Source organism: Rosenbergiella metrosideri (genome assembly GCF_022602565.1).
Taxonomy (GTDB): Bacteria; Pseudomonadota; Gammaproteobacteria; order Enterobacterales; family Enterobacteriaceae; genus Rosenbergiella; species Rosenbergiella metrosideri.
In genome coordinates this window covers 50,694-69,755 of record NZ_JALBCV010000001.1, presented here as the reverse complement: position 1 = coordinate 69,755, position 19,062 = coordinate 50,694, and the positions used below count along the sequence as shown (strand labels likewise).

General features: G+C 47.2%; 22 protein-coding genes. 9 read left to right on the top strand and 13 right to left on the bottom strand.

Annotated features, from left to right (window positions below; all coding sequences use genetic code 11):
• Nucleotides 1-218 precede the first annotated feature (218 nt).
• Nucleotides 219-740, top strand: a complete 522-nt coding sequence (dsbB, locus tag MKR94_RS00345; protein ID WP_241644919.1) for a disulfide bond formation protein DsbB — start codon at nucleotides 219-221, stop codon at nucleotides 738-740.
• A gap of 38 nt (nucleotides 741-778) precedes the next feature.
• Here the strand turns inward: dsbB and MKR94_RS00340 are convergent, their stop codons facing one another.
• Nucleotides 779-1,216: a YcgN family cysteine cluster protein gene (locus MKR94_RS00340; RefSeq protein WP_048913119.1), complete on the bottom strand. Its 438-nt coding sequence runs from the start codon at nucleotides 1,214-1,216 to the stop codon at nucleotides 779-781.
• A gap of 83 nt (nucleotides 1,217-1,299) precedes the next feature.
• Nucleotides 1,300-1,578: a YcgL domain-containing protein gene (locus MKR94_RS00335; protein WP_241644916.1), complete on the bottom strand. Its 279-nt coding sequence runs from the start codon at nucleotides 1,576-1,578 to the stop codon at nucleotides 1,300-1,302.
• A gap of 155 nt (nucleotides 1,579-1,733) precedes the next feature.
• Between MKR94_RS00335 and minC the strand changes: the two genes are divergently transcribed.
• Genes minC through minE form a run of 3 tightly spaced genes read left to right on the top strand, consistent with a single transcriptional unit; the run spans nucleotide 1,734 to nucleotide 3,563 of the window.
• On the top strand, nucleotides 1,734-2,444 hold the full coding sequence (gene minC, locus MKR94_RS00330; RefSeq protein WP_241644913.1) for a septum site-determining protein MinC: 711 nt from the start codon (nucleotides 1,734-1,736) through the stop codon (nucleotides 2,442-2,444).
• A gap of 33 nt (nucleotides 2,445-2,477) precedes the next feature.
• Nucleotides 2,478-3,290 (top strand): septum site-determining protein MinD, encoded by an 813-nt coding sequence (gene minD / locus MKR94_RS00325; RefSeq protein ID WP_099822771.1) that lies wholly within the window; start codon nucleotides 2,478-2,480, stop codon nucleotides 3,288-3,290.
• Between the two features lie 3 nt (nucleotides 3,291-3,293).
• A complete protein-coding gene (gene minE, locus MKR94_RS00320; RefSeq protein ID WP_062812076.1) occupies nucleotides 3,294-3,563 on the top strand; it encodes a cell division topological specificity factor MinE in 270 nt (89 codons plus the stop codon).
• Between the two features lie 38 nt (nucleotides 3,564-3,601).
• Here minE and rnd read toward each other — a convergent pair whose 3' ends face one another.
• The 5 genes from rnd to MKR94_RS00295 all read right to left on the bottom strand — a co-directional run bounded on the left by rnd (nucleotide 3,602) and on the right by MKR94_RS00295 (nucleotide 9,913).
• Nucleotides 3,602-4,726 (bottom strand): ribonuclease D, encoded by a 1,125-nt coding sequence (gene rnd, locus MKR94_RS00315; protein ID WP_241644910.1) that lies wholly within the window; start codon nucleotides 4,724-4,726, stop codon nucleotides 3,602-3,604.
• 38 nt (nucleotides 4,727-4,764) lie between these two features.
• Nucleotides 4,765-6,432 carry an AMP-binding protein gene (locus MKR94_RS00310; protein WP_241645291.1) on the bottom strand — a complete coding sequence of 556 codons (1,668 nt, stop codon included), beginning with the start codon at nucleotides 6,430-6,432 and terminating at the stop codon, nucleotides 4,765-4,767.
• Nucleotides 6,433-6,575: 143 nt separating this feature from the next.
• Nucleotides 6,576-7,160, bottom strand: a complete 585-nt coding sequence (locus MKR94_RS00305; RefSeq protein ID WP_241644908.1) for a Slp family lipoprotein — start codon at nucleotides 7,158-7,160, stop codon at nucleotides 6,576-6,578.
• 63 nt (nucleotides 7,161-7,223) lie between these two features.
• On the bottom strand, nucleotides 7,224-7,952 hold the full coding sequence (gene tsaB / locus MKR94_RS00300; RefSeq protein WP_241645290.1) for a tRNA (adenosine(37)-N6)-threonylcarbamoyltransferase complex dimerization subunit type 1 TsaB: 729 nt from the start codon (nucleotides 7,950-7,952) through the stop codon (nucleotides 7,224-7,226).
• 59 nt (nucleotides 7,953-8,011) lie between these two features.
• Nucleotides 8,012-9,913 (bottom strand): DNA repair helicase YoaA, encoded by a 1,902-nt coding sequence (locus MKR94_RS00295; protein WP_241644907.1) that lies wholly within the window; start codon nucleotides 9,911-9,913, stop codon nucleotides 8,012-8,014.
• 97 nt (nucleotides 9,914-10,010) lie between these two features.
• On the opposite strand from MKR94_RS00295, the gene MKR94_RS00290 reads away from it, so the two are divergent.
• Nucleotides 10,011-10,355 carry a RidA family protein gene (locus tag MKR94_RS00290; protein WP_214216339.1) on the top strand — a complete coding sequence of 115 codons (345 nt, stop codon included), beginning with the start codon at nucleotides 10,011-10,013 and terminating at the stop codon, nucleotides 10,353-10,355.
• An 8-nt stretch (nucleotides 10,356-10,363) separates the two neighbouring features.
• Here the strand turns inward: MKR94_RS00290 and MKR94_RS00285 are convergent, their stop codons facing one another.
• Nucleotides 10,364-10,546 carry a YoaH family protein gene (locus MKR94_RS00285; protein ID WP_048913128.1) on the bottom strand — a complete coding sequence of 61 codons (183 nt, stop codon included), beginning with the start codon at nucleotides 10,544-10,546 and terminating at the stop codon, nucleotides 10,364-10,366.
• Between the two features lie 17 nt (nucleotides 10,547-10,563).
• Here MKR94_RS00285 and pabB point away from each other — a divergent pair, with 17 nt between their 5' ends.
• The 3 genes from pabB to MKR94_RS00270 all read left to right on the top strand — a co-directional run bounded on the left by pabB (nucleotide 10,564) and on the right by MKR94_RS00270 (nucleotide 13,996).
• Nucleotides 10,564-11,937: an aminodeoxychorismate synthase component 1 gene (gene pabB / locus MKR94_RS00280; RefSeq protein WP_241644906.1), complete on the top strand. Its 1,374-nt coding sequence runs from the start codon at nucleotides 10,564-10,566 to the stop codon at nucleotides 11,935-11,937.
• A complete protein-coding gene (locus MKR94_RS00275) occupies nucleotides 11,924-12,484 on the top strand; it encodes a CoA pyrophosphatase (protein WP_241644904.1) in 561 nt (186 codons plus the stop codon). Before pabB ends, MKR94_RS00275 begins: the two co-directional genes overlap by 14 nt.
• A 147-nt stretch (nucleotides 12,485-12,631) precedes the next feature.
• Nucleotides 12,632-13,996 (top strand): L-serine ammonia-lyase, encoded by a 1,365-nt coding sequence (locus tag MKR94_RS00270; RefSeq protein WP_241644902.1) that lies wholly within the window; start codon nucleotides 12,632-12,634, stop codon nucleotides 13,994-13,996.
• Nucleotides 13,997-14,034: 38 nt separating this feature from the next.
• Here MKR94_RS00270 and MKR94_RS00265 read toward each other — a convergent pair whose 3' ends face one another.
• From MKR94_RS00265 to MKR94_RS00250, 4 genes are all read right to left on the bottom strand, one after another.
• A complete protein-coding gene (locus MKR94_RS00265) occupies nucleotides 14,035-15,603 on the bottom strand; it encodes a TerC family protein (protein ID WP_241644897.1) in 1,569 nt (522 codons plus the stop codon).
• Nucleotides 15,604-15,825: 222 nt separating this feature from the next.
• A complete protein-coding gene (rlmA, locus tag MKR94_RS00260) occupies nucleotides 15,826-16,638 on the bottom strand; it encodes a 23S rRNA (guanine(745)-N(1))-methyltransferase (protein ID WP_241645289.1) in 813 nt (270 codons plus the stop codon).
• 107 nt (nucleotides 16,639-16,745) lie between these two features.
• Nucleotides 16,746-16,955: a transcription antiterminator/RNA stability regulator CspE gene (gene cspE / locus MKR94_RS00255; protein ID WP_001062678.1), complete on the bottom strand. Its 210-nt coding sequence runs from the start codon at nucleotides 16,953-16,955 to the stop codon at nucleotides 16,746-16,748.
• A gap of 334 nt (nucleotides 16,956-17,289) precedes the next feature.
• On the bottom strand, nucleotides 17,290-17,580 hold the full coding sequence (locus MKR94_RS00250) for a YebO family protein (protein WP_241644896.1): 291 nt from the start codon (nucleotides 17,578-17,580) through the stop codon (nucleotides 17,290-17,292).
• 172 nt (nucleotides 17,581-17,752) lie between these two features.
• On the opposite strand from MKR94_RS00250, the gene MKR94_RS00245 reads away from it, so the two are divergent.
• Nucleotides 17,753-17,977 (top strand): YobH family protein, encoded by a 225-nt coding sequence (locus MKR94_RS00245; RefSeq protein WP_241644895.1) that lies wholly within the window; start codon nucleotides 17,753-17,755, stop codon nucleotides 17,975-17,977.
• A gap of 7 nt (nucleotides 17,978-17,984) precedes the next feature.
• Here the strand turns inward: MKR94_RS00245 and htpX are convergent, their stop codons facing one another.
• Nucleotides 17,985-18,863 (bottom strand): protease HtpX, encoded by an 879-nt coding sequence (gene htpX / locus MKR94_RS00240; RefSeq protein ID WP_241644894.1) that lies wholly within the window; start codon nucleotides 18,861-18,863, stop codon nucleotides 17,985-17,987.
• Nucleotides 18,864-19,062: the final 199 nt, after the last annotated feature.

Below are 19,062 nucleotides of genomic sequence, written 5' to 3'. Positions count from 1 at the left end.
ATTTGGCATTTTAACTAAAAAATAGAATGAATTTTAATTCTGACTATTTTAATTTAATCAGCATCAATCACTAGTCTTTAATATAAATACAGTGAGGATTGGTCAACGAGGGGAGAATGATAGTGTCGGGTTCAAGCGGCAAAGATGACCGTTAGGATCCCATCACGTTCTTTGCTACTATCTTCGGCGGTATTTCCCTTTTCGACTACAGGAACGTTATGTTACGGAAATTAAAACACTTCTCCCAACACCGAGGCGCATGGTTATTGCTCGCGACTGGAGTATTAGTATTAGAGCTTACCGCGTTGGGCTTCCAGTTCTTCTTAGGGCAAAAGCCTTGTGTGCTCTGTGTCTATCAGCGGGCAGCGTTGGCTGGGCTACTATTAGCGGCTTTAATTGGCGCTATTGCGCCGAAAACGCCTTTGCGTTTTATCGCGATGATTGGCTGGCTAGTGGCTGCGGCAAAAACTTTCGCCTTAGCCTGGGAGCAAACTCAGCTACAGCTTCACCCCCCCCTGTTCGCAACCTGTGATTTCTTTCCAAGATTTCCACAATGGCTGCCCTTGAATCAATGGTTCCCCGCTATTTTCACAGCAACAGGAAATTGTACTGATAAAGGTTGGGAGTGGTTATCGATGACGATGCCACAATGGTTAGTTGGAATAAGCGGTGTATTGTTTGTAATAGGCTTGATCGTACTTGCGAGTCAGCTTCCGTGTCCTAAAAAAAATCGTTCATAACTTAACACGGCCACGTGCTTTAAGCGTGGCCAGTGCCATTATTCTGGGTTAGGAATAATATGGTCCTCCCAATTCCTTACTTCACTTTCTCTCACTGCAATATGCCTGACCGAAATACGCTGCGCATGCATAGCTTTCGCTGATCCAACTTTCAGAGGGTGCCAAGCGGGTAAATCGTGGCCTTCTGCTAACAGCCGATAACTACAGGTTCTCGGTAACCATGAGAAAGTAGGAAGGTTGTCGCGCGTTAACTTTATGCAATCTGGCTCGTAGGCGAAGCGATTGTCGTAATGCCGACATTGGCAGGTTTTGATATTGAGAAGGTTACAGGCGACATTGGTGAAGTAGATTTCATCGGTATCAGCATCTTGTAACTTATTCAAGCAACATTGACCACAGCCGTCACAAACCGACTCCCACTCACTATCACTCATTTGCTCAAGACTTTTTGTTTGCCAAAAAGGAAGCATTGTCATAAATCAATCCAAATAACAGGTTCACATTACTTATTTAGTTCATTATCCATCTTAATACCTAATTGGGCATTTACAGATGAATCTTAGCCAGCCTTAGATTCGGTCGCTAAATGTTCCGTCAGCAGATTCTCAACCGGAGGTGGGATCTGCAGGTAGTAACCTTGCTCGACAAGCTGTTGTTTTACTTTATTAATATCTGCTGAAGCCAGACGTTCTCTGCCTTCTAGCGAAATAACCATCGATAATTGCGGTCTACCAAATCCTTTCATTAATGCCTCGGGAACACAGCCAAAATCATCTTTTTTTCCCAAATATAAGTATGTCTGGTCCCGTAACGAACTACGATATATTGCACAAATCATAAATTTCTCCGAATAATGTAACTCGGTTGCTTGCCTGATGAATACGAGGATTATAACATGCTTAGGGTTAACAAAATATTAGCCTTATGCAGGACTTTACTCTTTCGGAAAGTCAGGTAAGGTGTATAAAAAATCACAGGACTGAATAAGTATAGATGTCACAGACGCCCATTGAACTCAAAGGCAGCAACTTCACACTTTCTGTTGTCCATATAAATCATCCACAGCCTGACGTGGTGTTAAAAGCCCTTCAGGAAAAAATCGCCCAAGCGCCAGCATTTTTGGCGAACGCGCCTGTTGTGGTTAACGTTGCATCGTTAAACAGCACTGTTGATTGGAAAAGTATGCATCATGCCGTGTCTCGGTCTGGACTAAAGATTGTCGGTATTAGCGGGTGTAAAGACGAAGAACTCAAGATTAAAATTGCTTCGATAGGAACGCCTTTACTTAATGAAGGTAAAACCGCTGTTCAGAAAGCCCCGCCCGCTAATCCTGAGCCAATTGAAACGATAAAAGCTCAAGAAGACGAAAAAAACTTTCGCACGCGTATCATCGATACCCCTATTCGCTCAGGCCAACAGATCTATGCCCGTAATGCCGACCTTATCGTGACCAGTAGCGTTAGCGCTGGGGCTGAACTAGTGGCAGATGGCAATATTCATATCTATGGCAATATGCGTGGACGTGCGCTGGCCGGTGCCAGTGGTGATCAGCAAGCACAAATATTTTGCACTCATCTCGCAGCGGAATTGGTATCCATCGCGGGTGAATATTGGATCATGGATCAAATTCCAAGTGAATTTTTTACCAAAGCAGCTCGTTTAGCCTTACGTGAAGGTACACTGGCTATTGAATCTCTAAATTAGACCCCTTTTCTTAAGTTAAGGAAATCAAGAAATATGGCACGCATAATTGTAGTTACATCAGGTAAAGGGGGCGTTGGCAAAACCACGTCAAGCGCAGCCATCGCAACGGGTCTCGCCCGTAAAGGAAAAAAAACAGTCGTTATCGATTTCGATATCGGTCTTCGTAATCTTGACCTTATCATGGGCTGTGAACGCCGTGTGGTTTATGATTTCGTCAATGTTATTCAAGGTGATGCCACCTTGAATCAAGCACTTATCAAAGATAAGCGTACTGAGACATTGTATATCCTCCCCGCTTCGCAAACGCGCGATAAAGACGCATTAAACTACGAAGGCGTTGAAAAAGTTCTGAATGAATTAAAGAAAATGAACTTTGATTTTATCGTCTGCGATTCGCCAGCAGGGATTGAGACGGGGGCTTTAATGGCGTTGTATTTCGCTGACGAAGCGATCATTACGACTAACCCTGAAGTATCTTCTGTACGTGACTCAGACCGAATCTTGGGCATCATTGCTTCTAAGTCTCGCCGTGCTGAGAAAGGTGAAACGCCTGTCAAAGAACATCTGTTATTAACCCGTTATAACGCGGGCCGAGTTAACCGTGGCGACATGTTAAGCATGGAAGATGTATTAGAGATTTTACATATTCCTCTGGTCGGCGTGATCCCGGAAGACCAATCTGTACTGCGTGCCTCTAACCAAGGTGAGCCCGTGATTCTTGATGAAGAGTCTGATGCGGGTCGTGCATACAGTGATACGGTCGAACGCTTGCTCGGCGAAGAACGTCCCTTCCGCTTTATTGAAGAAGAGAAGAAGGGTTTCCTAAAACGCCTGTTTGGGGGATAAACCATGGCGCTGTTAGATTTCTTTTTATCCCGAAAAAAAAATACCGCGAATATCGCGAAAGAACGCTTACAAATCATCGTTGCTGAACGTCGCCGTGGAGATAGCGAACCGCATTATCTGCCACAGTTAAAGCGCGATATTTTAGAAGTTATCTGTAAATACGTGAAGATCGATCCTGATATGGTAACGGTACAACTCGATCAGAAAGGAGAAGACATCTCCATTCTCGAGCTTAATGTCACCTTACCTGAAGCGGAAGAAGCGGAAAAATAGTGGTTAAGAAAGAGCGGTTCTCCACCGCTCTTCCTCACTTAGTATTGCGCTAATATCTTATTAAGGGCGGTCGTTAATAACTCCCCACGCCATCCATAAAGTAATTCCGGTTGCGTTTCGTTGGGCTTTAATTTCCAATGAGCGCTGATCAGTTGATTTATCTGACGACGGGAAGCTAACATCTCTTGGCTATACCCACTGCTTGCGCTGACCTGCTTTACCGCCTCTTTTAACTGTGCAAAAAGCTGGCGATAATGGGGGATTTCGATAATATTTTTTACTGGTCGAGGTAAGTCTTTCTCGTCAACGGCTTTACCTTGCTTGACCAACCTTAATAAAGTATCGCCGTGGAAACGTATTTCAGGCCCTATTGCCCCTAGTTCCCTTAATTCTGCTAGAGATGATGGGCTAAAGCGCGCCGTCTTCCACAGTAGCTCTTCTTTCACCACGAAGTTCACCGCCATATTATGCTGCCGCGCATAATCTAATCGCCATTCAGCTAAACATTGCAGAATGGCTAGCTGCCGAGGCGTTAATTGCCAAGCTTGTGAAATATCTATATATGCTAAACGTGGATCAACGGTAATCTGACGTCTAAGAAGTTGTAATGCGCACTCGCTTTCAATATAGGCGAGTTGCCCTTCTGCCACAGCTTGTTGATGGAGTTGTTGGGCGATAGGCAATAAATATTCGACGTCTGCTGCCGCATATTGACACTGTTTTTCGGTTAACGGACGGGCTAACCAATCCGTTCTGGATTCACTCTTATCCAGCTGGATCCCAGTATGGTGTGCAACCATTGCGGCGAAGCCCCAGGATGATGGATGACCAAGAAAAGCTGCCATAATTTGTGTGTCGAGCATAGGTGTTGGGACCACCCCAAAGCGGTTTAAAAATACCTCAAGATCTTCACCGCCAGCATGCAAGTATTTGGTCACATTCTTATCGGCTAGCACCTCTACAAAGGGTTGCCAATCAGTAATCTGCAACGGATCTATTAAACTTACGTGCTGACCATCATAAAGCTGAATTAATCCTAGTAATGGGAAATAAGTACGTGTACGGACAAACTCAGTGTCCAACGCGATCGCATCGACTTTACGTGCCTCTTCGCAACAGTCACTCAACTGACGATCGGTCTCTATATAACGATAACTTAGCATAATTTCTCTCTGTAACAGGGGTCCACCGTCGCGAGCTGTCATTTCTCAGGCTGTACGACTGTGGTGAGCGCATGACGTAAAACTTTACCTAAAGGGTTCTTAGGTAACGTATCGCGAAATTCAATAATCTTAGGGACTTTATAACCTGTCAGCTGCTCACGGCAGTGACGAATAATCTGGGCCTCAGTCAAACTTACTTCCTTGCGTACCACAAATACTTTCACCGCCTCGCCACTGACTTCGCTAGCAACCCCCACCGCTACCGCTTCGCTAATAAGTGGATGTTCATGAAGCACAGCTTCGATTTCACTGGGGTAAACGTTGAAACCCGAAACAATAATAATATCTTTCTTTCGATCCACCAGTTTCAGTAGACCTTGCTCAGTAATAAGGGCGATATCACCGGTATGAAACCATCCCTGGGTATCGATAACCGAAGACGTCTCCTGCGAATGCCGCCAATAACCTTTCATGACCTGTGGCCCCTTTACACAAAGCTCGCCCGGTTGCCCTACGGGTACTGGAGCTCCCTGTTGATCAAGGAGGACAATCTCGGTAGAAGCGATAGGTAATCCGATGGTGCCGGTGTGTTGCTGTATTGATAAAGGATTGACCGCCACCAGCGGCGAGCATTCAGTTAGCCCATACCCTTCAACGATCGGGATACCCGTCAAACTCTGCCACTGCGCCGCAACATGACTCTGAATCGGCATACCTCCGGCCACACTGATCTTCAACGCAGAGAAATCCAATTGGCGAAAGCCCGAGTGATTCAGTAACCGCGCATAAAGCGTGTTGACCCCGGAGAGCACCGAAAAGTTTATCTTTTTCAACGAGGCTACCCAGCTATCCATGTCTAGAGGGTTAGTAATTAAAAGATTACTTGCTCCCTGTTCGACAAATAGTAAGCAGTTAATCATCAACGCAAAAATATGGTACAGAGGCAGAACGCTAACAATTTTCTCTTGCCCGGGGACTAATAAGTCGCCGTATACCGCTTTAATTTGCTCAATGTTGGCGAGTAGATTCCCATGAGTCAGCATCGCGCCTTTTGCTACACCAGTGGTACCACCGGTATATTGTAGAAGGGCGATATCGTCTAAACCGATAACCGGACGTTGATAAGGCAGGTCTTGACCGTGTTTCAGACAATCACGATAGGATTGATGGGCGAACTGCCACTTCGGCACCTTTTTCTTGATGTAGTGCAGCGTAACATGAATCATCTTGCGCCGTAGTGGCGAATGCTCATCGCCCAGCTCACTGACAATGACATGCTTCACCGGGCTGTCTGTCATCACTTGCTGCACGGTGTGTGCAAAATTACTGAGAATAACGAGGGTATCGATGCCACTATCGTGCAGTTGATGGCGTAACTCACGCGCGGTATAGAGAGGATTGATATTCACCACAATGGCACCACAGCGGATGATGGCGAACAGCGCGATAGGATATTGTAAACAATTAGGTAACATCAAGCCGATTCGTTGACCAGCAACAATCCTGAATTGATGTTGAAAGTAGGCAGCTAATGCCCTACTCCGCTTATCCAGCTCGCGATAGCTTAACGACGCCCCAAGGTTAGAGAAAGCTGTTTGTTCGGGATAACGCGCGACCGCCGTTTCGAACATATCCAAGAGTGAATCGTAACGCTGAGTAAACGTGTTTTCAGCATTAAGTCGAGAAACGCCTCGGTGTGAAGCCATTCCTCGACTTACTGCTGGAGACTGCTGACTATTCATCAAAAATAAAACTCCTTATTGTTAAGCTCGGTGAAGTTACCTTCCTCCCTCACCATTCTCCCATAAAAAAACCGGCCACCTTCGGCGACCGGCTGACACAGTATATCCTATTCGGACAGGAAAGTTTGCACAGGCATTGGTCCCTGCATTGAGTAACTCCACCACGGGTCGATGAACCCCCGGCGGCCATAGCGCGGACCGTACCACAGCCATGGATCCATCGGCATCGGTGGCGTCATGACTTGCTGAGTGAGGTGCCATCGTTGGTAACCCGTCACGCTGATGACCAAAAAGGTATAGTTTTGATCACCAATTTTACCGGGAGTGACCCGCTGTATATTTCCAAGAACGGTCACGTATTGATTAGAAAGCTCTGCCGGATCGACGAAACTGGGGATATCAGCATATAAACGCCCCAGAGATGCTGCCCCAAGTATCGGCCGAGCGCCATCGTCAAGTGGTTGTACCATCAACTCGACACGAGTGACATTATCATGGTTGGTCACCTTAATGACTTTCCCGCCAAAGCGTGATTCTTGGCCCATATAGAGGCTTGGCGCATTCATTACGCGTGTAAAATCTTGTTGGGGTAACGGTGCGTTACCTTGAATCGATTTAGGAATAGAGACGCAACCCGTTAAGAAAACGAGGGGCAAAAGACAAGCCAATACAGCACGGTGATAATATTTCATAACGCACTCCCAATCAGACTGAAACAATAGACAGATTGACGGCTAAATAGTTTCCAAAACAACTCAACGCCCAGGTAACTTTTTCCACGTCACTTCATTACGCAGATAAATAGGCTCAATTTCCGCGGGATGGATAAGGTGACCGTCCTGTAACTGACGATAAGCTAAGGGTAGCATATCTTCGGCTTGAGGTAGCAGGCTCTCACTTTGCTGTAACGTCAGCTTATGTCCCGCAAGTAACTCAGGGTAAGCCTGCCAACCGGTTCCCGCCGTCATCCATTCACCCGTTAGGCTGTGCATTTTTTCCACTGCAGCCTGAGGTGAAAGCACCTGTTCAGTCTCTTTACCCTGCCAAACCCCTTGCTCATCCCGCTGGTAGGTAGCCCAGTAGACTTCCCCCATTCGCGCATCAATTGCAACCAAGACTTTCTCTGCTTGATGCCGACGCCAAGTCCCCTCGGCTAGCGCTTCAAGGCTAGAAATACCGATCAGCGATAGTTGCGCACCATAGGCTAAACCTTGGGCAATACCAATTCCAATCCGTACACCGGTAAAGCTACCGGGGCCTAGGCAACAGACCAGAGCATCCAACTGTTGCAAAGTGAGTTGCTGGTCTCGTAATGCGTGTTCGACCATAGGGAGAATACGCTGGGTATGCTCACGAGGCGTTAGCGCAAATTGGGCCTCGATCTGCCCCTGATTTAATAAAGCGACTGAGCAGGCTTCAGTGGCCGTGTCCAAGGCTAAAAGTCGTGTGTCGAGAGAATAATCAGTCATTAAATTTGTCTTCATCATATACCGTATTTCTTGGCCGCAAGTGTACACAGAGTTGGCGGAGAGTAAAAGCCAGCTTACTGCCGCTGGATAAAATCGAGTACCACATCAAGATCACGGGTGCGGGGACATTCCGGCAGACTCTTCACAAAGACCCCACCATAAGGCCGCGTGACTAAGCGACTGTCACAAATAATCAGTACCCCTCGATCCTGCTCATCACGGATCAACCGACCCACCCCCTGTTTTAGGGCGATGACGGCATCGGGAAGTTGCACATGGTAAAAGGGATCATAACTTTTAAGCTGTGCATCTTCCATTCGGGCCTTTAATAATGGATCCTCAGGCGATGCAAAAGGTAACTTATCGATAATCACCATGGAGAGCGCCTCGCCCCGTACATCTACCCCTTCCCAAAAACTACTGGTAGCGATCAATAATGCATTACCCGCGGCCAGAAACTGTTCGAGTAGCTGGCCTTTGCTGGTTTCACCTTGGAGCAGTACCGGGCGTTCTATAGTCTCGCGAAAAAGGACGGCCAGCTCACGCATCATCTGGTATGAGGTACACAAAAAGAAGCATCGTCCATCGTTCGCTTCTATCAGCGGTGTTAAGCGTGATACTAATTGTTGGGCAGTGCGTGACTGACGGGTTTCGGCCAAGTAGCGCGGTACGCACAATAACGTTTGCTGCGCATAATTGAACGGGCTTTCCAACATTAGCTGTTGGGCTTGTTGTACCCCTAACCGTTCAGCGAAGTGATTCATCTCACCATTAACGGCCAATGTCGCCGAAGTGAATACCCAACTGGTCTTACGGGCCTTAATGATCTCTTGAAAACGTTCAGCCACGCTCAAGGGGGTCAAGGCTAGCGTAAAGTGGTAACGGCTGCATTCATACCAATAGCTAAAACCCGGCTCTTGGGTATTATTCAGCCGCTTTAGACGATTACGATATTGCCCGGCACGATCAAAGGCTGCATCAAGTAGTGCACTGCGTCCAAGATTAAGCTTACTCACGTCGTAACATAGCTCCAAGGCATCATCGAGAAGGCGTAGCATCCGCTGTTGCGAAGGATCCGCGAGTAATGTACGTAAATTTCCCCTAAATCCCGGCTCCCCTAAAACAAGCCGAAAGTCTTGAGTGGCTTGGGCCAATCGATCGGCCGCCTTTTGTAACTGGGTGACCTCACGCACTTCGGTGCGGTAAGCGATGGTGATATCACGCGCTAAATCTTGTAATTGTCGACTCGTCAACTGCTGTCCAAAATACTGACTGGCGATATCGGGTAGCTGATGGGCTTCATCGAATACCATGACGTCAGCCTCAGGGATCAGTTCGCCAAATCCCCCCTCTTTCACCACAAGGTCTGCTAAAAAGAGATGGTGGTTAACGACAATAATATCCGCATCTAGCGCACGTTTACGCGCCTTCACTACATAGCACTGCTCATATTGCGGGCAGTCGCTACCTAAACAGTTATCGTTAGTACTCGTCACCAGCGGCCATAATGGGCTATCTTCAGGAACTGCAGCACACTGGCTGGTGTCCCCCTCTTGCGTCATACTGGCCCACGCCCGCACATTAACCAGTTCAGAGAGCTGTTGGACTGGAAGATCCCCCCCCGCGCTATTTTGGGCATCGAGCCGTTCTAGGCAAAGGTAGTTACTGCGCCCTTTAAGGATGGCAGTTTTACCACGAAACTTCAGCGCATTAACGATGGTCGGCAGGTCACGATGATAAAGTTGATCCTGAAGCGCTCGCGAGCCAGTGGATATGATAGCCTTTTTTCCCGAGCGCAGCGCGGGAACCAAATAAGCATAGGTTTTTCCTGTCCCCGTACCGGCTTCAACTAATAACGTCGAGTTATCTTTTATGGCATCACTGATCGCCTTAGCCATAACCTGCTGCGCATGACGCGCGCGAAAACCGGGGATAGCTTGCGCTAAATTGCCCTCTTGTGAAAAATCGTCGGTCAAACTAACTCCTTCGACGAGGTTGTCCTGATGGGATTGAGGATTAGAGATGACATTTTTACTCGCTTATGTCAGGCTGACCCCAAAAAAGGAGACACTCATGACTATTCAACGCCTCGATCCTGAACATCGTATGTCCGAAGCCGTAATCTATAATCAAACTGTATATTACACCAGTGTACCGGAAAATCTTGACGCTGATGCGTTTGCTCAAACTGAAAATGCATTAGCGGTTATCGACAGAATCTTGGCTCGGGTGGGCAGTGACAAATCAAAAGTCCTCGATGCGACAATTTTTCTCACTGACCACGCTGACTTTGCAGCGATGAACCAAGCATGGGATGCATGGGTCTCGCCTGGCAATGCCCCTGTGCGCTGTACCGTATTGGCTGGGCTGGTCGATCCCCGTTATAAAGTTGAGATAAAAATTATCGCCGCTTTATAACCGATACCTTATTCATCATCATCTTCTTCAAAGCGGGCGAGTTGCGGCTCGCCTTGGTAATTTTCACGAATTTCTTGTGCAACTTGAGAAATTGCTTGACCACTTGATAGGCCTTCAGACATTAATTGCTGAATTCGCTCGACCGCTTGTTGCTGTTGTTGATGCGATAATGCCGGTAATCCGTTGAACATTAAGAACCTCTTGAGTCATGACGCTTAAATCACCTGAATGTATCTCACTATCTTATCATCAAGCTGCCGCGGAGACATGGTTTTCCAACCTCGCGCAATTACCTTGGGCAATGCTTCTTAGCTCAGCCCAATCGCCTCATACCGATGCTCAGTTTGATATCCTCACCGCCGACCCTCTGGTCACACTCTCGACCTGGGGGCAAGAAACAGTGATTGAAGAAGATGGCCACACACGCAGTTCTTTAGCAGATCCTTTATTACTGGTTGATCAAGCTTTAATGCGTTTGCCTGAGGTCTCTCGACAAAACCTGCCTTTCTGCGGCGGTGCGTTAGGTCTGTGGGGCTACGATCTCGGCCGACGCTTTGAAGCGCTGCCCTCGCAAGCCCGTTCCGACCTGAATTGCCCGGATATGGCGGTGGGTATTTACGATTGGGCGTTAATCGCCGATCATTCCGCGCAACGCTTAACCTTGGTGAGCCTAACTGACGCGCAACAACGGCTCGCTTGGCTAACTGCACAGACTGCTAAGCCAGTCGCGCCCTTTACACTGACCAGTGATTGGCAAAGCAATATGGATGCGTCCCTTTACCGGCAAAAATTCGAACAGGTGCAAGCCTATATCTTGGCGGGAGATTGCTATCAGGTAAATTTAGCGCAACGCTTCAGCGCTGGCTATCAAGGTTGCGAATGGCAGGCTTATCAGGCGCTCAGCGACGCTAACCGTGCTCCGTTTAGTGCGTTCATCCGTTTACCCAATTCGACGCTGATTTCTCTGTCGCCTGAACGGTTTATCCGCGTGAAGGGTAGCCGGATTGAAACTAAACCGATTAAAGGAACGGTTGCGCGTGACCCTGATCCTCAGCGTGATCTCGCCCAACAACAGTGGTTGGCGCAATCCACTAAAAATCGTGCCGAGAATCTTATGATTGTTGATCTATTACGCAACGATATAGGACGTATTGCGTTACCAGGAAGTGTTGAGGTGCCTTCACTCTTCGCAATTGAATCTTTTCCTGCCGTGCATCATTTGGTCAGTACGGTAACGGGCACCCTTCCCACTACTGTCTCCCCCACAGACTTATTACGCGCCTGTTTTCCAGGCGGTTCCATAACGGGAGCGCCCAAGATTCGGGCAATGGCGATCATAGACGAACTTGAGCCTCATCGGCGTAATGCATGGTGTGGCAGTATTGGCTATATCAGCCGCTGCGGAAACATGGATACCAGTATCACTATTCGAACATTGGTAGCCGAAAATCAACAACTTTACTGTTCAGCTGGTGGCGGTGTGGTGGCTGATAGCGAATGGCAAGAGGAATATCAGGAAACCTTCCATAAAGTCAGCAAAATATTACCTCTCCTCTCAGCATTGGGACATGAAAATGAATAATTGCTTGTCTCGCTTTTTAAGCCACTACCTCCTGACGCCAATGTTACATGACTCCCTGAGTGAGACGTCTCATTCAGCGGCGGTATTGGTGCCCATCATTAACCATCCACAAAGTCCAACGTTACTGTTTACTCGACGCAGCCGCCAGCTGCGTGACCATCCTGGTCAAGTGGCTTTTCCGGGGGGAAAACGAGACCCAACAGACCGCTCTTTGTATCAGACCGCACTACGTGAAACCTACGAGGAAGTTGGCATTGCTCCTCAGTTTATTCAAAATGTAGGTGCGTTACCCACGGTAAATAGCCGCACCGAGCATTGTGTGAAACCCTTCCTCGCCTTGGTACAGCCAGGTTTTCGTCTCAGCCTTAATCGCGATGAGGTTGAAGAGGTCTTCGAGATTCCTCTCACGCACCTTGTCGAGCCAACTCATTATGTAAGATTACCTTTCGGCTCACAGCAGTTACCTTTTCTTCCATATGGTTCACACCTGATTTGGGGAATGACAGCCAACATCCTCCTTCATCTGACGGGTAACGCTGCCCCTTGATGGCCTTGTGTACCGTACAATTAATATTAATGATATTTTTGCGAGTGCGAGCGTTTCACTCTCTTTTTACTTTAGTAATGGTATAATCACTGTTGATTAGCCCTAGTTGTAGGGTATTTAGCTTTCGTCGATGCAAGGTAACGCCACGTGATTAGTGTTTTTGATATGTTTAAAATCGGTATTGGTCCGTCGAGCTCTCATACTGTCGGTCCCATGAAAGCCGGAAAGCTTTTTGTCGACATGTTAAGTGCCCAACAGCTATTGAGTCAGACAACGCGCGTCACTGTCGATATTTACGGTTCTCTCTCCCTAACCGGAAAAGGCCATCATACTGATACCGCCATTATTATGGGCTTGGCGGGGGAATCACCGGATACAGTTAATATTGATTCCCTTCCGGCATTTCTCGCCGATGCACGCGCGCGTCAGCGGCTTCTTTTAGCGCTAGGTGAACATGAGATTGCGTTTGATGAGCAGGAAGATTTGTTATTCCATTCGACGGCGCTATTGCTACACGAAAATGGACTGACCTTCACCGCTTGGCAAGAGGACAAGCTGTTGGTCTCTCAGACCTACTATTCAATTGGCGGTGGTTTTATTGTCGAAGAGTCACAATTCGGCCAACCGGTGCTGAACACCGTCACAGTTCCCTATCCTTTCCATTCCGCTTTAGAAATGTTAGACGCTTGCCATCAGACTGGGCTTTCCTTATCCGGGCTGGTCATGAAAAACGAGCTAGCGCTGCATTCGAAGCAGGAAATCAATGAGTACTTTTCCGCTATCTGGGCCGCAATGCAAGCTTGCATCGATCGGGGACTCAATACTGAAGGCGTATTACCGGGGCCACTCAGGGTACCCCGCAGAGCCGCTCCGCTACGCCGCCTGCTGGTGGCTAATCATCGCCATAATAATGATCCGATGAATGTTATTGACTGGGTGAATATGTTCGCCTTAGCCGTCAATGAAGAGAACGCGGCAGGCGGACGTGTGGTCACTGCACCAACCAATGGAGCATGCGGTATCGTCCCTGCGGTCCTGGCATATTACGATCAATTTGTAGAGCCTGTCACACCCGATATTGCCCGCCACTATTTCTTAGCATCAGGTGCAATCGGGATTCTTTACAAGATGAATGCTTCGATTTCTGGTGCGGAAGTCGGTTGCCAAGGAGAAGTTGGCGTGGCGTGTTCGATGGCTGCGGCCGGACTGGCCGAACTGTTAGGCGCTAGTCCAGAGCAGGTCTGCGTGGCCGCAGAGATTGGTATGGAACACAATCTGGGTTTAACCTGTGATCCTGTCGCCGGACAGGTACAGGTGCCCTGTATCGAGCGTAACGCCATTGCAGCGGTCAAAGCGATCAATGCTGCCAGAATGGCGCTGCGTCGCACCAGCCAAGCTCGTGTCTCACTGGATAAAGTTATCGAGACGATGTACGAAACGGGCAAGGATATGAATGCTAAATACCGAGAGACCTCTCGGGGTGGGCTCGCGATAAAAGTACAGTGTGACTAAAAAAGAGGCCGATTTAATCGGCCTTTTTTTGTCGCCCTTTAATGAACGTCTTCGCTCTCGGTGTCAGCCTGCCGCTTGCTGGCTCGGACAAGCTCAACGCGGTAGTCTTTGACTCTTAGAATTGTAAAGTCTAGTTCACCGATACTGATCACTTCACCCTCTACCGGTAACTGCCCAGCTTGGCCAATTAACAGCCCCGCAAGCGAGGCATGTGAATGTGACTCGTCAACTAAGTCATAGACATTCAAATGCTGCTCTAAGGAGTGAAGATCCGTACCACCCTTCACTAACCAAGCTTCACCTTCCGCCACAATATCTGGGGTTTCGTCTTCGTCCGGAAATTCTCCGGCGATAGCTTCGAGAACGTCTAGAGGGGTGACTAAGCCTTGCACAACACCAAATTCATTGGTCACCATCACGATACTGCCTTTAGCGCGACGGAGTACAGCCAGAAGATTAATAGGGTCCAAGGTTTCTGGAACGATCATCGCAGGCGTGCGAGCAGCAAAGGTGACAACATCCAGTTCATGGTCAAGAGCAATCAATAGCTCTTTCGCCCTGACGACTCCAATAATTTCATCTAACTCACCGCGCGCCACAGGGAACAGGCTGTGAGGCGTATCTAATAACTGCACACGAATATCATCGACCGATGCTTCTGCATCCACCCATGAGATTTGATTACGCGGTGTCATAAGACTACGAATCGAACGGGACGCCAGTGTCAGCACCCCATTGATCATGAAACGTTCTTCATCTTTAAAAGTCCGTGAGGCCTGCGCATTCTCTGCTGTCGTTTCGCCTACGACTTCTGAGCTGGCCGTACGATAGCGACTTCCCATTAACCGTAAAATAGCGTCGGCAGTCCGTTCACGCATAGGCCGTCTCGCTTCGGATTTAAGAAAATTACGGCGCGCGATTTGGTTGAAAAATTCAATGATAATAGAGAAACCAATCGCAGCGTACAGATAGCCTTTAGGAATATGGAAACCAAATCCTTCTGCCACTAAGCTCAATCCAATCATTAATAAGAAGCTCAGGCAGAGCACAACCACCGTCGGGTGGGCATTGACAAACCGAGTAAGGGGTTTTGAAGCGATAAGCATCAAGATCATCGCAATAACGACAGCCGTCATCATTACCCACAGATGGCTGACCATCCCTACCGCCGTGACGACAGCATCCAGAGAAAAGACTGCATCGAGGATCACTATTTGGATCACAACCGCCCAGAACCCTGCGTACCCCTTACTCTCTTGCTCTACTTCTCCCGAGCTTTCTAGCCGCTCATGCAATTCAGTGGTGGCTTTGAAGAGTAGAAATATTCCCCCCACCAACATAATCAGATCACGCGCAGAGAATGCAAATTGCGCAACGTGAAACAGCGGTTTCGTCAATGTGACCAACCAAGACATCACCGAGAGCAGTAATAAACGCATAATTAATGCCAAACTTAGCCCAATGATACGGGCTTTATCCCGCTGAGCCGGAGGCAATTTATCCGATAAAATCGCTACAAAAACTAGGTTATCAATGCCTAAAACAATCTCTAGAACAACTAAAGCAAGCAAACCAACCAGTATCGAAGGGTCCAGCAAAAATTCCATTAGGCTTTCCTCTCGCTTGCAGTAACCAGAAGAGTGTTAAGCTCTTGATGAGATAAAGAGTGAGTGCAGAGTAGTGACTGCGGTGTGGGAAATAGAAAAAGACCTCGGTGACGATCCATAATGTGGGATTAACCTATACTCCTAGTTATAGTAATAAATGGTACTTTATCAGGTGCAATCTATTCGTCAAAATGTTTGCTTACATTTACATTTTAACGAATATCATGCCCCTTCTGTTCTTCGCCACACCGTAATTTTAAAATCCGTTTCGCATCCAAAACTATCGCATTCCCTTAGCGTTTGCCAAACCTGCTCACTCGCTCGCCATGCAAAGGGGGTCATCTGCAGTAGCTGCGTTGCACTGGGGGCCGAAAGCGCTAAAGGATAATGTAATCTTTTCTCGAGTAAACACTCAAATCCTTCAAGAGTCTCTACTTTGTCTTCGTGCAGTTGCACATCTTGGTAGATCAACGCTTTAAATTGATAAAGATGGCGCGCTGCAGGGGTAACCGTAATCAGAATTCCGCCCGGACATAAAACCCTCATTAACTCTTCACCTTTGCTCGGTGCATAAATGCGAATTATCGCCGCTAAAGAGGCCGCAGCAAACGGCAGACGGTAGCCCGATGCCACGCTGAACTGGATTTTTGGATAGCGCTTGGCTGCTGATTTTATCGCGAACTTGGAGACATCCACACCATACACCTGACGATCAGACTTGAGCCATGCAGAGGTGTAATAGCCCTCACCACAGCCTAAATCCACAATATTCGGTGCAGAAGTAGAGGGTAAGTAGCGGTCCAGTAGTTCAGCCACTTGGTCACGTAGAGGCTGGTAATGTCCTTCCTCGAGAAATTGCCGACGTGCTTGAATCATCTCTGGGCTATCACCAGGATCTTTCGACCCTTTATGCTGAACAGGCAGTAAATTGATATAACCCTCTTTTGCCCGGTCAAATCGATGGCGATTTTCACAAGCGTAGCCATTTAAGTCTGCTGTTAAGGGGGAGTGACATAATGGACAAATATACAAAATAGGCTCCAAGCATAATCTGAGCCGCGCAGTTTACCGTTTTCAAGGGATAAACCAAAGAAAAATCCCCGCATAAGCGGGGATTCATAATTGCTTCGGTAAACCGAGAATTAGATAGCAGTGACGTTTACTGCTGCTGGACCTTTTTGTCCATCTTGAATTTCAAACTCAACGTTTTGGCCTTCAGCCAGAGTTTTGAAACCGTTACCTTGAATTGCGGAGAAGTGTACGAATACATCTTTACTACCGTCTGCAGGGGTGATGAAACCAAAACCTTTAGATTCGTTAAACCACTTAACCTGACCTTTAATCTTTGCCATTTTACCAATTCCTTTAAAATAATAGTTGCCCAGAGGCAGTTGACACAGAAAATCGAGAAATAGTGTATGAAGTGGTTTTCTTAAATGGCAACAGACAAGACTAAGTGACCTTACTGACTCGTAACTGGTTTACCAAAAAACTTTACAACAACTGGCTGTTCTCGTTTATCCTAATAATTGTTATCACATATAACTTTATTAATGGCAAGGGCTTTTTTCCGAAAAGTTATGGATAAGCATTTTAAAAATTTATCATTAATTTCACGACTCATTAAGACGATTAAAAATATTCTGCCCATTGCTACTGTCAACTGAGCAAACGCTTGCTAAATGTTTAGCGTTCTGCGCTGAAAGTGAGATGTGAAGGCTCCTCTACTGCAAGCTCAGGCGTGTTTTCGACGTCAGCTTCAGTAACCTCGGGTTCGCAGCTTAATTCCACCAGCTGCTGTAACACTTTAGTTTGTTTACGCTGTTCGCGCAGTAAAGCTTCCAATAATAAAATCTGATCGTTAGCTCTTACTGCTCTGCGCATTGAAATAAAAACCACGACACAGAAAAAGACCACTGCAATACCGAATAGCGCAGGTAACATATAGCTCCCGCCGCCAGCGACCAATTCATTCATTTTTCAACCTGCTACCCATCTTCATTAAAATTGCGCTCATTCTACTCGCTCTACTCTACTTAATCATCAGGATTATTGTACGGGATTCTTTCAGTTATCTCTTATCGATTATTGTAACAGGCAAAGGCATGCTACATCCCTAGCTCAAATTACTGACAGGAAATCGACAAGCATGCTAACGCGACTATTAATCGTAGTTATCGGGGGTTGGGCGATAATGATGGTGTCGGATTATGGCATTTTGACCTACCGCGAAGCGGACAAAACGGGGTTTAATCTTCGTTGTGAATATCTCACGGGTAGAGGCTTGATTAACGCAGACTATCTTTATGCATCAGAGACAGCGTCTGAGCGCTGCCCCTTATTACGAAAAACCAATGATAATATGGAAATGTAAACCCTAATTACTTGATATATTGACCTTGACGCAGCGCCTCGATACGTTTGTCAAGTGGTGGGTGTGACATAAAAAGATCGCTCAAGCTTTTCTGCTTACCATTGATACAAAATGCAGCCATCGTGCCTGGCTCTTGTGGCTCGTAACTGGTTTTCAAACGCTCCAATGCCGCAATCATTTTTTCACGCCCCACTAACTTCGCAGATCCCGCATCAGCATGGAACTCACGATGACGTGAAAACCACATAGTAATGATGCTGGCGAGGATACCAAATACTAATTCTAAGACGGTAGCGACTGCAAAATAGACCAGAGGGTTACCGTTGCTACCCTCCTCTTCACGGTCTGAGCTTAGGAAGCCCGATGCCACCTGCGCAATAATCCGTGAGATGAAAATGACAAAGGTATTCACTACCCCTTGAATCAGGGTCATGGTGACCATGTCACCGTTCGCGACGTGACTAATTTCGTGAGCAATAACGGCTTCTGCTTCATCGCGATTCATGTTTTGCAACAACCCTGTTGATACGGCAACTAAGGACGCATTTTTTCTCGCCCCCGTGGCAAAGGCATTAATATCGGGTGCGTGATAAATGGCAACTTGAGGCGTAGTAATTCCGACTTGTTGAGATTGCTGACTCACCACCTGCATTAACCATCTTTCGGTTTCATTACGCGGTTGCTCGATGACTTCACCGCCTACTGAGCGCAACGCCATCCATTTAGACATTAACAGTGAGATAAACGACCCACCAAAGCCAAATAAGCCCGCCATAATCAGGAGGCCGGGAATACTGGCCGAACGAATGCCGGTTAAGCTGAGAATGATACCGAACACCGCCATAACAGCGAGGTTAGTACAGAGGAACAACACGATACGCATCATAGACGTTTATATTTCCTTGAAGACAGAACCAAAACTTATTGGGCACTATCCTAGGCTGTTACCAAGAGTTTTCAAGAGGCGAGCCAGTATATCCTACTGAAAAGACATAACTTTACATTTTGTCATACACTTCTCGCTGTTTGTCTGATTTAACTGACATGCTGAGAGATCATTATAAAAAAACCCGCCGAAGCGGGTT

Coding starts and splice junctions, on each gene's coding strand:
- dsbB (WP_241644919.1), top strand. CDS start 219: ATGTTACGGAAATTAAAACACTTCTCCCAACACCGAGGCGCATGGTTA.
- MKR94_RS00340 (WP_048913119.1), bottom strand. CDS start 1,216: ATGACAATGCTTCCTTTTTGGCAAACAAAAAGTCTTGAGCAAATGAGT.
- MKR94_RS00335 (WP_241644916.1), bottom strand. CDS start 1,578: ATGATTTGTGCAATATATCGTAGTTCGTTACGGGACCAGACATACTTA.
- minC (WP_241644913.1), top strand. CDS start 1,734: ATGTCACAGACGCCCATTGAACTCAAAGGCAGCAACTTCACACTTTCT.
- minD (WP_099822771.1), top strand. CDS start 2,478: ATGGCACGCATAATTGTAGTTACATCAGGTAAAGGGGGCGTTGGCAAA.
- minE (WP_062812076.1), top strand. CDS start 3,294: ATGGCGCTGTTAGATTTCTTTTTATCCCGAAAAAAAAATACCGCGAAT.
- rnd (WP_241644910.1), bottom strand. CDS start 4,726: ATGCTAAGTTATCGTTATATAGAGACCGATCGTCAGTTGAGTGACTGT.
- MKR94_RS00310 (WP_241645291.1), bottom strand. CDS start 6,432: ATGGCTTCACACCGAGGCGTTTCTCGACTTAATGCTGAAAACACGTTT.
- MKR94_RS00305 (WP_241644908.1), bottom strand. CDS start 7,160: ATGAAATATTATCACCGTGCTGTATTGGCTTGTCTTTTGCCCCTCGTT.
- tsaB (WP_241645290.1), bottom strand. CDS start 7,952: ATGAAGACAAATTTAATGACTGATTATTCTCTCGACACACGACTTTTA.
- MKR94_RS00290 (WP_214216339.1), top strand. CDS start 10,011: ATGACTATTCAACGCCTCGATCCTGAACATCGTATGTCCGAAGCCGTA.
- MKR94_RS00285 (WP_048913128.1), bottom strand. CDS start 10,546: ATGTTCAACGGATTACCGGCATTATCGCATCAACAACAGCAACAAGCG.
- pabB (WP_241644906.1), top strand. CDS start 10,564: ATGACGCTTAAATCACCTGAATGTATCTCACTATCTTATCATCAAGCT.
- MKR94_RS00275 (WP_241644904.1), top strand. CDS start 11,924: ATGAAAATGAATAATTGCTTGTCTCGCTTTTTAAGCCACTACCTCCTG.
- MKR94_RS00265 (WP_241644897.1), bottom strand. CDS start 15,603: ATGGAATTTTTGCTGGACCCTTCGATACTGGTTGGTTTGCTTGCTTTA.
- cspE (WP_001062678.1), bottom strand. CDS start 16,955: ATGGCAAAGATTAAAGGTCAGGTTAAGTGGTTTAACGAATCTAAAGGT.
- MKR94_RS00250 (WP_241644896.1), bottom strand. CDS start 17,580: ATGAATGAATTGGTCGCTGGCGGCGGGAGCTATATGTTACCTGCGCTA.
- MKR94_RS00245 (WP_241644895.1), top strand. CDS start 17,753: ATGCTAACGCGACTATTAATCGTAGTTATCGGGGGTTGGGCGATAATG.
- htpX (WP_241644894.1), bottom strand. CDS start 18,863: ATGATGCGTATCGTGTTGTTCCTCTGTACTAACCTCGCTGTTATGGCG.